Annotated in this window: 10 protein-coding genes; 5 read left to right on the forward strand and 5 right to left on the reverse strand. The window is 71.5% G+C overall.

Translation table 11 applies throughout. The features are described from left to right. Positions 1-10 precede the first annotated feature (10 nt). The 3 genes from AC07AW_RS10360 to panB form a co-directional block, all read right to left on the reverse strand. Complete coding sequence (locus AC07AW_RS10360) at positions 11-871, reverse strand: ABC transporter permease (protein ID WP_478815006.1); 861 nt, start codon at positions 869-871, stop codon at positions 11-13. After that, a complete protein-coding gene (locus AC07AW_RS10365; RefSeq protein WP_478815330.1) occupies positions 868-1,878 on the reverse strand; it encodes an ATP-binding cassette domain-containing protein in 1,011 nt (336 codons plus the stop codon). The genes AC07AW_RS10360 and AC07AW_RS10365 overlap by 4 nt, the downstream gene beginning before the upstream one ends. A gap of 146 nt (positions 1,879-2,024) precedes the next feature. After that, positions 2,025-2,888, reverse strand: a complete 864-nt coding sequence (gene panB, locus AC07AW_RS10370) for a 3-methyl-2-oxobutanoate hydroxymethyltransferase (protein ID WP_478815007.1) — start codon at positions 2,886-2,888, stop codon at positions 2,025-2,027. A gap of 191 nt (positions 2,889-3,079) precedes the next feature. Here panB and AC07AW_RS10375 point away from each other — a divergent pair, with 191 nt between their 5' ends. From AC07AW_RS10375 to AC07AW_RS10390, 4 genes are all read left to right on the forward strand, one after another. Continuing rightward, positions 3,080-4,714 (forward strand): MFS transporter, encoded by a 1,635-nt coding sequence (locus AC07AW_RS10375; RefSeq protein ID WP_478815008.1) that lies wholly within the window; start codon positions 3,080-3,082, stop codon positions 4,712-4,714. A 342-nt stretch (positions 4,715-5,056) separates the two neighbouring features. Continuing rightward, positions 5,057-5,704: a TetR/AcrR family transcriptional regulator gene (locus AC07AW_RS10380; RefSeq protein WP_478815009.1), complete on the forward strand. Its 648-nt coding sequence runs from the start codon at positions 5,057-5,059 to the stop codon at positions 5,702-5,704. Positions 5,705-5,874: 170 nt separating this feature from the next. Further along, complete coding sequence (locus tag AC07AW_RS10385; protein WP_478815010.1) at positions 5,875-6,897, forward strand: endonuclease/exonuclease/phosphatase family protein; 1,023 nt, start codon at positions 5,875-5,877, stop codon at positions 6,895-6,897. A 135-nt stretch (positions 6,898-7,032) separates the two neighbouring features. Continuing rightward, on the forward strand, positions 7,033-8,262 hold the full coding sequence (locus AC07AW_RS10390) for an MFS transporter (protein ID WP_478815011.1): 1,230 nt from the start codon (positions 7,033-7,035) through the stop codon (positions 8,260-8,262). On the opposite strand, the gene AC07AW_RS10395 is transcribed toward AC07AW_RS10390, so the two are convergent. Both AC07AW_RS10395 and AC07AW_RS10400 read right to left on the reverse strand, forming a co-directional pair. Then, the gene (locus tag AC07AW_RS10395; protein WP_478815012.1) at positions 8,228-9,988 is read right to left on the reverse strand and encodes an NAD+ synthase; all 1,761 of its coding nucleotides are present in this window, start codon (positions 9,986-9,988) and stop codon (positions 8,228-8,230) included. The two genes, AC07AW_RS10390 and AC07AW_RS10395, sit on opposite strands and share 35 nt — an antisense overlap. Positions 9,989-10,046: 58 nt before the next feature. Further along, positions 10,047-10,817 (reverse strand): DUF4352 domain-containing protein, encoded by a 771-nt coding sequence (locus AC07AW_RS10400; protein WP_478815013.1) that lies wholly within the window; start codon positions 10,815-10,817, stop codon positions 10,047-10,049. 430 nt (positions 10,818-11,247) lie between these two features. On the opposite strand from AC07AW_RS10400, the gene gadC reads away from it, so the two are divergent. Next, positions 11,248-12,756: a glutamate/gamma-aminobutyrate antiporter GadC gene (gene gadC / locus AC07AW_RS10405; RefSeq protein ID WP_478815014.1), complete on the forward strand. Its 1,509-nt coding sequence runs from the start codon at positions 11,248-11,250 to the stop codon at positions 12,754-12,756. Positions 12,757-12,847 lie beyond the last annotated feature (91 nt).

Genomic DNA, 12,847 nt, shown 5'->3' on the forward strand with positions numbered 1-12,847 from the left:
CGATCGGGACTCAGGTCTTGTTGCGGAACTTGGCGACCGCGAGCGGTGCCGTCACGACGGTGATCAGCGCCGCCCAGCCGAGGGTCATCCACACCGAGTGGGCGACCGGGCCGCCGTTGATGAGGTGGCGGGCGGCGTCGGCGAGGTTGGACAGCGGGTTGTAGTCGGTGAAGGTCTGCAGCCAGCCGGGCATCGTCGTCGGCGGGGCGAAGATCGAGGAGCCGAACTGCAGCGGCATCAGGACGAGCATGGCCATGCCCTGGACGGCCTGGGCCGTCTTCATGGTGAGGCCGAGCAGGATGAAGATCCACATCAGGGCGGCACCGAAGACCATCGACAGACCGATGGCGGCGAAGAGGTGCAGGACCGAGGTGTGGATCGTCAGGCCGAGCAGGAAGCCCATGCCGAGCAGGATCGCGGTGGCGATGAGCATCCGGCCCACCTCGACGACGATCTTCGCGATGAGGACCGAGGACCGGGCGATCGGCATGGTCCGGAACCGGTCCATGACGCCCTTCTTGAAGTCGTCGTTGATGCCGGTGCCGACGCCCATCGCGATGTTCATGCCCATCATGGCCATGAGACCGGGCGTCACGTAGTTGACGTAGACGTCGTTGTTGCCCTTGCCTGCGATGGCGCCGCCGAAGACGTACACGAACAGCAGGATGAAGATGATCGGCATCAGGACGGCGTCGAACATCGACTCCGGGTCCTGCTTGATCTGGAGGGCGTTGCGCCGGGCCAGGGCGCCGATGTGGCGGAGGTTGGCCCGCAGGCCGATCCGGCCCTCCGCGACGGGCGCGGTGCGCGGTGCGGCCGGACCCGGATCCCGGGTGTCGGCGGGGGACTTGGTGACAGTGGTCGTGCTCACGCGGCGACCTCCTCGGTGATCGCGTCGGAAGGTTCGGCGTCGGCGGTCTTCTGGCCGGTGATCGCGAGGAACACCTCGTCCAGGCTGGGCAGATGGGTGCCGATGTGGGCGATGCCGAAGCCGCGGGCGCCGAACAGGCCGATGACGGCGGTCAGCTGCTCGTCGGCGAGGATCGGCACGTACAGCACGCCCTCGTCGGGCACGACGGTCGAGCCGGCGACTCCGTCGAGGCCGGTCTCGCGGAGCGCGGCGGCCATGGCGGTCAGGTCGGCCGGGTCCGCCGGGCGGACCTTGAGGGTCCGGCCGCCGACCTTGGACTTGAGCTCGTCGACACCGCCCTTGGCGATGACCTTGCCCCGGTCGATGACGGTCAGCTCGTTGGCGAGCTGCTCCGCCTCCTCCATGTACTGCGTGGTGAGGAGGACGGTCGCGCCCTCGGAGACCATGCGCTGCACCTCGTCCCACACCTCGTTGCGGGTGCGGGGGTCGAGGCCGGTGGTCGGCTCGTCCAGGTAGAGGACGGCCGGCTGCCCGATCATGGAGGCGGCGAGGTCGAGGCGGCGCCGCATGCCGCCGGAGTAGTTCATCGCCGGGCGCTTGGCGGCGTCGGTGAGGGAGAAGCGCTCCAGCATCTCGTCGGCGCGGGCGCGGGAGTCCTTGCGGGAGAGGTCGAGCAGCCGCCCGATCATGTACAGGTTCTCCCAGCCGGACAGCTTCTCGTCGACCGAGGCGTACTGACCGGTGAGGCCGATGGTGCGGCGCAGCTGGCGGGGGTGCTTCACCACGTCGTAGCCGGCGACGGTGGCGGTCCCGGCGTCCGGGACGAGGAGGGTGGACAGGCAGCGGACGAGGGTGGTCTTGCCGGCGCCGTTGGGCCCGAGGACTCCGAGGACGGTGCCTTCCCGGACGTCCAGGTCGACCCCGTCGAGGGCCTTGGTGGCGCCGAAGTGCTTCACGAGGCCCCGGACCTCGACGGCGTTGGTGTGTGATCGCGTCATGTCCACCATGGAACAGGGGGCCACCGACAATCCCCCGACAGACGACCGACAGCCCCACCGACATCGGTCGGCGGGGCTGTCGGTCGCCTGTCGGGGGATGACCGACAGCCCGCCGATGGGGGATGTCGGCGGGCTGTCGGGTGGTACCACTGCGGCTAGTGGAAGGTGTGCTCCTCGGCGGGGAACGACCCGCCGCTGACGTCCTCGGCGAAGGCGCGGGCGGCGTCGCCGAGCGTCTCGCGGAGGTTGGCGTACTGCTTGGTGAAGCGCGGCACCTTGCCGCCGGTCAGTCCGGCCATGTCGGTCCAGACGAGGACCTGCGCGTCGGTGCCGGCGCCGGCACCGATGCCGATGGTCGGGATGTGCAGGGAGCGGGTGACCTCGGCGGCCAGCTCGGCCGGGACGAGCTCCAGGACGAGGGCGAAGGCGCCCGCGTCCTGCGCCGCCTTGGCGTCGCTGAGCAGCCGGTGGGCGGCCTCGTCGGAGCGGCCCTGCACCCGGTACCCCATGGTGTTGACGGACTGCGGGGTGAGCCCCAGGTGGGACATGACGGGGATGCCCGCCTGGACGAGGAGCTCGGTCTGCGGCAGCGAGCGCTCGCCGCCCTCCAGCTTGATCGCTCCGACACCGGCGTCCTTGACGAGCCGGGTGGCGTTGCGCAGGGCCTGGACGGGCCCTTCCTGGTACGAGCCGAACGGCAGGTCGCCGACGACGAGGGCGCGCTTGGTGCCCCGGACGACGGCGGCGGAGAGCAGGGTCATCTCGTCCATCGTGACGGGCACGGTGGTGTCGTAGCCGAGGTGACAGTTGCCCATCGAGTCGCCGACGAGGATCACCGGGATGCCGGCCTCGTCGAAGACGGAGGCGGTCATCGCGTCGTAGGCGGTGAGCATGGGCCACTTCTCGCCGCGGGCCTTGGCGGCGGCGATGTCGTGGACGGTGATGCGGCGGGTGCCCTTCCCTCCGTACAGCGCCTTGCTGCTGTCGGCGGGCGGTTTCTGGGCAGCCTGAAGCGTCATGGTGAACGGCTCCTCTGTGTCATCTCGAGGCGCCCTGTGGCGTCCCCGGACCACATCCATGGTGGCACTTCGCCGGGCAGGCGGGGAAGTGGGCCGGAGTGGCGCTGTTCACACCGCCGCAACGTAAAGACTTCCCCAGTATTTTCGATACGAGACGGTCTCGTATCGAAATTGCCCCTAGGGTGGTGCTCATGTCACAGCCGTCCACCGCACCCGCCGTACCCGCCGGGCCCCGCGTCCCCGAGGCCGTCCACCGGCGCCGCTGGGCCGTCCTCGGCGTCCTCATGCTCAGCCTGCTGATCGTCGTCCTCGACAACTCGATCCTGAACGTCGCGGTCAAGACGATCGCGGCCCCCGCGCCCACCGGCATCGGCGCCACCCAGAGCGAGCTGGAGTGGTCGATCAACTCCTACACGCTCGTCTTCGCCGGACTCCTCTTCACCTCCGGCCTCCTCGGCGACCGCCTCGGCCGCAAGAAGGTCCTCCTCTTCGGCATCACCGTCTTCGGCATCGGCTCCGCCCTCGCCGCCCTCTCCGGCTCCCCGGGCGAGCTCATCGCCTACCGGGCCGTCATGGGCCTCGGCGCGGCGTTCGTCATGCCCGCGACGCTCGCCGTCCTCATGAACGTCTTCGAACGCGACGAGCAGCCCAAGGCCATCGGCATCTGGGCCGGCAGCGTCGGCCTCGCCATCGCGATCGGCCCCATCACCGGCGGCATCCTCCTGGAGCACTTCTGGTGGGGCTCGATCTTCCTCGTCAACGTGCCCGTGGTGCTCCTCGCCCTCGCCCTGATGCTGTGGCTCGTGCCCGACTCCCGGGACCCGAACCCCGGCCGCATCGACATACCCGGCGTGCTGCTCTCCGTCGTCGGCCTCGTCCTCCTCGTGTACGGGATCATCCGCGGCGGCGAGCTGGCCAGCTTCACCGACGTCACCGTCCTCGCGCCCGTCCTCGGCGGCCTCGCGGTCCTCGTCGTCTTCGTCCTGCACGAGCGGCGCAGCGACCACCCGGCCATCGACATGTCGTACTTCAAGAAGCCGGCGTTCTCCGCCGCCGTCGCCGCGATCGCCCTCGTCTTCTTCGCCCTCATGGGCGTGACCTTCTTCTCCGCCTTCTACCTGCAGAGCGTGCGCGGCTACAGCGCGCTCGAGTCCGGGCTGCTCATCCTGCCGCTCGCCGTCGCGCAGATGGTCTTCGCGCCCCGGGCCCGGCTCGTCGTCGAACGCTTCGGCGCGAGGGCGGTCTGCACCGCCGGCATGCTGCTCGTCGCCGTCGGCCTGGCGGCCTTCGCCCTCTTCGACGCCACGACGCCCGTCTGGGTCCTCGAAGTCGTCTTCTTCCTCCAGGGCGCGGGCATGGCCCACATCATGCCGCCGGTCACGGTCGCGATCATGCAGGCGCTGCCCCGCGAGAAGGCGGGCTCCGGCTCCGCGATCAACAACACCTTCCGGCAGGTCGGCGGCGCACTGGGCGTGGCCGTCCTCGGCTCGGTGCTCTCCTCCACGTACCGGGGCGAGATCGAGGGGCACCTGGGCAACGTCCCGGCGGCCCTGCGCGACACGGCGGGCGAATCCGTCGAGGCGACGCTCGCGGTCGCTTCGAGGCTCGGCCCGGCGGGCAAGGACCTGGTCGCCCCGGCGTACACGGCCTTCCTGGACGCCATGCACGTCACGGCGATGGCCTCGGCGGCGATCGGGCTCGCGGGGGCGGCGGTGGTCGCGATCTTCCTCCCGGGCCGGGCGGGTGGCGGGGCGCCGGGCGGGGACGCCGGTGCGGGTACCGGTGCGACCCCGGACCAGACCCCGGCCGCGACCAGGGCCGGCTAGCCCCGCCTGCGCCCCACCGTCCCGCCCGTGTGGGCAATCGTCCCGCTGGGGCGGGACGGGTGGGCACACGGGACGGCGCCCTCTAGCGGCGCCTCCGCGTTCCGCGCCTGGACCCGCACCACCAGCGACGGTGCACACGGGGTGCGGGTCAGGGCGCGGAAGCCTCCGGCGCCGGCGAGGGCGCCGTTCCGTTGTGCCCACCCTCCCCCAAGCTCTCGGCTTCGCTCGAGCAGGGGGGACCCCCATCGCCCCGGCGGAACGCATGCCCACAACGGGTCCGGGGGGTGCGGGAGAATCGGGGGGACGACAGAGGCAGTACCCCGGATGAGAGACGGAGCGCACGTGTCCCTGCAGGACAGCGGGAACCCCGAACCCCAGGACGACGTGCCCCCGGGGCAGGCGACCGCCGCCCGCCGCGGCCGGCCCCGGTCCGAGGCCGTCGAGCAGGCGATCTTCGATGCCGTCGGCGGGCTCCTGGAGGAGGGCGTCCCGCTCACCGAGCTGTCCATCGAGCGGATCGCCCGCACGGCCGGCGTCGGCAAGGCCACCATCTACCGCCGCTGGCCCGGCAAGGAGGAGCTCTTCGTCGAGCTGCTCCGCTCGGTGGAGCCCCAGGACCCGGTGCTCACCGGCACCTCCGTCCGGGACGACCTGGTCATGCTCCTGGAGATGCTGCGGCAGCGCGGCCTCGCCAAGCGCTCCTCCGCCCTGCTCCACAACGTGTTCTCGCAGATGCAGGCCTATCCCAAGCTGTGGGAGGCTTACCAGAACACCGTCATCGAACCGCGCCGCCGCCTCGGCCTCGACACGGTGCGGCGCGGCATGGAGCTGGGGGAGATCCGCGACGACCTCGACGTCGAGTTCGTCAACGACCTCTTCACCGGCCCGCTGCTCCTCCGTACCGTCATCCGGCCCGGCGCCACCCTGGACCCCGGTCTCGCCGAGCGGGTCGTCGACGCCGTCATGGAGGGCGTGCGCCCCCGTCCCTGAACCGTACGAATGTGCGCGTTCTGTCACAGCCTCCCCGCCCGCGCCACCTGCAGGAACCCGCCACGCGCCCAGGTCGTCCCTGGGTGAGTACGACGGACCCGTCATCGCCTAGTGTCGACGTCGGGTCACGGAGCGGGACAGCACGGCAGCAAGGCAGTGAGGACAGTGCGATGGCGCGGGTGGACATGACGGAGACCGACCACGACGGTGCGGGGCACGAGCGTCCCCGGTCCCGGTTCCGGACCGCGCTCGACGGACTCCGCCACGACCGGGGCATCTGGCGCCGGGGCGTCCTGCTCGCCGCGACGGCGGTGGCGCTCACGCTGCTCATGGTGTTCCACTCGGACATCCCGAACCGGATCGGCAACCTGGGCAGTCTCACCGAGACCTTCCTGCCCTGGCTCGGCCTCTTCGTGCCGCTTCTCCTCGTGCTCGCCCTCGTGCGCCGCTCCGCCACCGCGCTGATCGCCCTGCTCCTTCCGGCCGCGGTGTGGCTCAACCTCTTCGGCGGTCTCGTCGCCGACAAGTCGGCCCCGGGCGGCGACCTGACCGTCGCCACCCACAACGTGAACGCCGACAACCCCGACCCCGAGGGCACCGCCCGCGCGCTCGCCGCCTCCGGCGCCGACGTGCTCGCCCTGGAGGAGCTGAAGGGCGACATGGTCCCGGTCTACGAGAAGGGCCTCGCCAAGGCCTACCCGTACCACTCCGTCCAGGGCACGGTCGGGCTCTGGAGCAGGCTGCCGCTGCGCGCCGCGCAGCCCGTCGACATCCACATGGGCTGGACCCGCGCCATGCGCGCCTCCGTCGTCACCCCGAAGGGCGAGGTGGCCGTGTACGTCGCCCATCTGCCTTCGGTACGGGTCAAGATGAACGCCGGCTTCACCGCCAACCAGCGCGACTCCAGCGCCGTCGCGCTCGGCGCGGCCATCGCCGACGACCGGCACGAGCGGATCGTCCTCCTCGGCGACCTCAACGGCACGATGAACGACCGCGCGCTCAACGCCGTCACCTCGCAGCTGCGCTCCACCCAGGGCGCCGCGGGCGACGGCTTCGGCTTCAGCTGGCCGGCCTCGTTCCCGATGGCCCGCATCGACCAGATCATGGTCAAGGGCGTGGAGCCGATGTCCTCCTGGGCGCTGCCGGAGACGAACAGCGACCACCTCCCCATCGCCGCCCGCGTGAAGCTCTGACACGTGATGCTCTGACCGTGAAGCTCTGACCGTGAAGCTCTGAAATCTGTCCTTCATCCTCCGGACGCCGCCGGGAAGAAAACGTCTGAGACGCTTTGTTCCGTCGAAGAACTAACTTCCGGAAAGGCTCCACCCATGCCCCTGGCGCTGCTCGCGCTCGCCGTCTCCGCCTTCGGCATCGGCACCACCGAATTCGTGATGATGGGCCTGCTCCCGCAGGTCGCCGACGACCTCGGCACCTCCGTCCCCACCGCCGGGTACCTCGTCTCGGCGTACGCGATCGGCGTCGTCGTCGGCGCCCCGCTGCTCACCGCGCTCGGCTCGCGCATCCCGCGCAGGAGGATGCTGCTCCTGCTCATGGCGCTCTTCACCGTCGGCAACCTGGCCTCCGCGCTCGCCCCCGGCTTCGGCTGGCTCGTCGCGGGCCGGGTCCTCGCCGGACTCCCGCACGGCGCGTTCTTCGGCCTCGGCGCGGTCGTCGCCGCCCGGCTGGTGCGTGAGGACCGGCAGGCGCGGGCGGTCGCCACGATGTTCCTCGGCCTCACCGTCGCCAACATCCTCGGCGTACCGGCCGCCACCCTGCTCGGCCAGCACCTCGGCTGGCGGGCCACCTTCCTCGTGGTCTCCGCGATCGGCCTGCTCGCCATGGCCGCGCTCGCCCGCCTCGTGCCGTACGTCCCGGTGGACGAGCGGCAGGGCCTCGCCGGCGAGGTGCGCGCACTCCGCCGCCCGCAGGTGCTGCTCGGCCTGCTCACGGCCGTCTTCGGCTTCGCGGGCGTCTTCGCCGTCTACTCGTACCTCGCCTCGATGACCACCGAGGTGATGGGCTTCGGCGACTCCACCGTGACGATCGTCCTCGCCCTCTTCGGCCTGGGCATGACCGGCGGGGCGCTCGCCGCGGGCCCGCTGACCGACCGGGCGCTGCGCCCCACGCTGTACGGCTCGCTCGCGGCCCTCGTCCTCGCCCTGGTCGCCTTCCGCTTCACCGTCCACGTGCCCTGGCTCGCCCTGGTCACGGTGGTGGTACTGGGCGCGGTCGGGTTCATGACGACCACTCCGCTCCAGATGCTGGTCATGAACAAGGCGAAGGACGCCCCGACGCTCGCCTCCGCCTCCAACCACTCCGCCTTCAACCTCGCCAACGCGGGCGGCGCCTGGGCCGGCGGGGCCGCCGTCGCCGGGGGCTGGGGCTGGACCTCCCCGGCGCTCGTCGGCGCGGGCCTCACCCTCGTCGGCCTGGCGATCGCGGCGGTGGCGGGCCTCCTCGACCGTCCTGGTACGGGGGAGGGGGCCTCCCGCGTCGTCGTGGGAAGCCCCCTCGGTGCCGACGTCAGCCGGTCGTCGTCTCCCGCCAGCCGTTCGTGATCGGCAGCCGCCGGTCCTTGCCGAAGCCCTTCGCCGAGATCTTGGTGCCCGGCGGGTACTGGCGCCGCTTGTACTCCGCCGTGTCCACCATCCGCAGCGTCCGCGCCACGAGTTCCTCGTCGAACCCGGCCGCCACGATGGCGTCCAGGCCCTGGTCCTGGTCCACGTACAGCGCGAGGACCGCGTCCAGGACGTCGTAGTCCGGCAGCGAGTCCGTGTCGACCTGGCCCGGCCGCAGCTCGGCGCTGGGCGGCTTGGTGATCGAGCTCTCCGGGATCGGCGGCGTCTGGCCGCGGTCCTCGGCCGCCCGGTTCCGCCAGCGCGCGAGCCGGAAGACGTCCGACTTGTAGACGTCCTTGATGGGCCCGAACGCGCCGACGGAGTCGCCGTACAGCGTCGAATAGCCCACCGCCAGCTCCGACTTGTTGCCGGGCGCGAGGACGATGTGGCCCTCCTGGTTGGAGAGCGCCATCAGCGTCGTGCCGCGCAGCCGCGACTGGAGGTTCTCCTCGGCCAGGCCGGTGAGCCCGAGGGCGCCCATGTACGCGTCGAACATCGGCTCGATCGACACGGTGCGGAAGTGCAGCCCGGTGCGGCGGGCCAGTTCGGCGGCGTCGCCGCGCGAGTGGTCGGAGGAGTACTTCGAGGGCATCGACACGCCGTACACCTGGTCCGCGCCGAGCGCGTCGCAGGCGATCGACGCGACGAGCGCCGAGTCGATGCCGCCGGACAGGCCGATCAGGACCGAGCGGAAACCGTTCTTCGCGACATAGGCCCGCAGCCCGATGACCAGCGCCGAGTACACCTCCTCGTCGTCGTCGAGCCGGTGCGCGTAACCGCCCGTCAGCTCCGGCTCGTACGCCGGCAGCGGCTCCTCGGAGAGCGCCACCCGGTCGATCCGCAGCCCGTCGTCCACCAGGCCCTCGGGTGCGTCCGGCTCGGCCGCCGGCAGCTCCAGGTCGAGGATCACGCTGCCCTCCACGAACTGGGGGGCGCGCGCGATGACTTCGCCTGCCGCGTCCACGACGATCGAGTCGCCGTCGAAGACCAGCTCGTCCTGACCGCCCGTCATCGCCAGGTACGCGGTGACGCAGCCGGCCTCCTGGGCCCGCTTGCGGACCAGTTCGAGCCGGGTGTCGTCCTTGTTCCGCTCGTACGGCGAGGCGTTGACCGAGAGCAGCAGGCCGGCCCGGGCGGAGCGCGCCGCCGGCACCCGGCCGCCCTCCTGCCAGAGGTCCTCGCAGATCGCGAGGGCCACGTCGACGCCGTGGACGCGGACCACCGGCAGGGTGTCGCCCTGCACGAAGTAGCGGTACTCGTCGAAGACGCCGTAGTTCGGCAGGTGGTGCTTGGCGAAGCGCAGCACCACCTCGCCGCCGTACAGGACGGCGGCGGCGTTCTCCGGGGACCCGGCGGGCCGGCCGAGGCGCGGCTCGGCCCGCTCGGAGCGGTCGAGGTAGCCGACGACGACCGGCAGCTCGCCGAACCCCTCGTCCGCGAGGCGCCGGGCGAGCCCGCGCAGGGCCGTCCGGGACGCCTCGACGAAGGAGGAGCGCAGCGCGAGGTCCTCGACGGGATATCCGGTCAGCGCCATCTCGGGGAACGCGACGAGATGCGCGCCCTGCCCGGCGGCGTGCCGGGTCCAGTGCACGATCGCCTCGGCGTTCCCGGCGATGTCTCCGACGGTCGAGTCGATCTGATTCAGGGCGAGGCGTAGTTGAGGCACCCGCCCAGTGTAATCGTCAGACCGACGCTATGTCCTGGGATCCGCGAGCGGGTCCCGGTCACTTCACCGGACCGGTCCAGATCGCCGGCTCGTACTCCAGGAGCTGCGGCGCCAGTTCCAGCTGCACCTCGCCGTCCGCGTCGGCCGGCAGGGCGAAGGCGTAACCGGCCTTGGCCTGCTTGCCCGGGAGCACCTTCCCCCGGAACATCTCGGTCCCCCTGCTGCCGTCGAAGATCGCGCTCACCTGCTCGCCCTCCGCGTCGCGGGCGTCCGGAAGCGCGGTGGTGACGTCGATGGCCTTCTCGCTGCCGTTGACGATCGTGATCGTCACCCGGACCGCCGTGTCGCCCTTCTCGTACCCGGCGGCGAACGCGTCGGGCCGGTAGGGCAGGGGCTTGGAGACGGTGACCTTCACCCCGTCCTCGTACGTGTGGGTCTCGCCGAACGCCAGTACCGCAGGGGCGGTCTCGGTCGGCTCCGGCGCGGTCTCGGGCAGGGTCTCGGCGCCCGGTGTCTCCGGCGCGCCGGAGACCGTCTCCCCCTCGCGGACCGGGTCGCTCACGGCGTCGGACGCGCGCACCACCACGAAGAGGAAGACCAGCCAGGCCGCCGAGACGAAGAGCGTCACGGCACCCAGCGCGACGCCGGCGGCCGCCTGCCCCCGCCCGGCCCCCGGCTCCGCCTGGGCGAGACCGATGATGCCGAGGACCAACGCCACGACGCCCAGGATCCCGCCGAGCCAGAAGAGGAACGGAACGATCGCCAGGACCAGACCGACGACGCCGAAGACGAGCGCGGCCACGCAGAGACCGCTGTGGGCAGCCGGCACGGCGTACGGAGACGGCCCGGGTGCACCGGACCCCGGCGGCATCCCGGGGGAACCCGCTCCCGGCGGCATCCCCGATCCGGCGGGCGGACCCGGCTGCGGCGGCATCCCCGATCCGGCCGGGGGGCCCGGCTGCGGCGGCATCCCCGATCCGGCCGGCGGGCCCGGCTGCGGCGGCACACCCTGCCCCTCGGGCACCCCCTGCAGGGGCGGAGCCCCCGGGGTGGGGGCGGGCTTCTCCATGGGCGTGGTCATGCGGGGTCCTCCGAGTCGATCCGAAACGCCGACGTTAGACCGGACGAACTGGGTCCGGCCAGGGGTTTCCTGACCGACCGGTGGATACGGCACACACCGGTGAGGCGGCCCGGGCGCCGCCGGAGCCCACTGCTCCGCCCGAGGTGCGGGGCCGCCGCCCCCCGCTGATCATGGCCCCATGACGACCACTGACGAACCGGCGGAGTCGCCACGGCCCGCCGCGACCGACACGGCGGTCCCCCAGGACGACGGCACCAAGGGGCAGGGGGTCCGGGGGCGTCCCCCGGGAATGAACAGCATCTCGTGGCTGACGCTCGCCTTCATGACGACCGCGTCCGTCGCCAGCCTGCGGCCCTCGCCGTCCATGGCCATCTACGGACTCGCCGCGATCTTCCTCTACCTGCTCCCCGCGCTCGTCTTCCTGCTCCCCACCGCCCTCGTCGGCGCCGAGCTCGCCTCCGGCTGGTCCGGCGGCATCTACCGCTGGGTCAGCGAGGCGCTCGGCAAGCCTCTCGGCTTCCTCGCCGTGTGGTGCCAGTTCGCCATGACCATCGCCTACTACCCGAGCCTGCTCGCGTACGTCGCCTCGACCTTCGCGTACGTCATCGACCCCTCCCTCGCGGAGAACGGGCTCTACGTCGCGATCGTCATCATCGTCGTCTACTGGTCCGGGGTCTGGATCTCCGCGCGCGGTACGAAGACGATCGCCGGCCTCTCCTCCTTCGGCCTGATCGTCGGCACCCTCATCCCCGGCGTGCTCCTGGTCGTCCTCGGCATCGTCTTCCTCGGCCAGGGCAACCCCTCCGCCCAGCCCATGAGCGCCGACCACTGGCTCCCGCCGTGGACCGGCCTCGCGAGCCTGGTCCTCATCGTCAACAACTTCCTGTCCTACGCGGGCATGGAGATGAACGGCGTCCACGTCTCCTCGCTGCGCGAGCCCAAGCGCGAGTACCCGAAGTCGATGTTCCTGGCGACCGGCCTCGTCCTGCTGATCTTCATCCTTCCGGCCCTCGCCATCGCCTGGGTCATGCCGTCCGAACAGCTCAGCCTCACCGCCGGTCTGATGCAGGCCTTCCAGGCCTTCTTCGACCACTTCTCCATCGGCTGGATGACCAAGGTCGTCGGCATCATGCTGGTCTGCGCCGCCCTCGGCGGCATGCTCACCTGGCTCGCCGGACCCGCCAAGGGCCTCGTCCTGCTCTCCCGGCAGGAGGGTTATCTGCCGCCCTCGCTGCAGAAGTTCAACAAGGACGGCGCCCCGCAGAACATCATGATCGCGCAGGGTGTCGTCACCACCCTGATCGGCATCCTCTACGCCTTCAGCGACAACGTCTCCAGCGCCTACTGGATGTTCTCCGTCATCACCGTGCAGATCTACCTCATCGCCTACCTGCTGATGTTCGTCGCGGTCGTCAAGCTCCGCAGGACCCAGCCGGACGTCGACCGGGGCTTCCGCGTCCCCGCCGTCGGGTGGGTCGCCGGCATCGGCTTCGTCGCCTCCGTCGCCGCACTCGTCATCGGCTTCGTCCCGCCCGACCAGTTCGGCGACCAGCCGCTCTGGCGCTACCTCCTCATCGTCGGCGGCGGCCTGCTGCTCCTCGGCCTCGCCATCCCGGCCGCGCTCCTCAAGTACCGCAAGCCCGGCTGGGTCCACCCCGACCACCGGGAACCCACCGCCGCACCCTAGGGACACGGCTCGGCCCGGCGCCCACTACGGGGCGGCCGGGCCGTCCGGGCGTGCCGGACCGCCCGGACGCGGTGGTCCGGGCGGGGTTCGG

The organism is Streptomyces sp. NPDC044003, assembly GCF_056435185.1.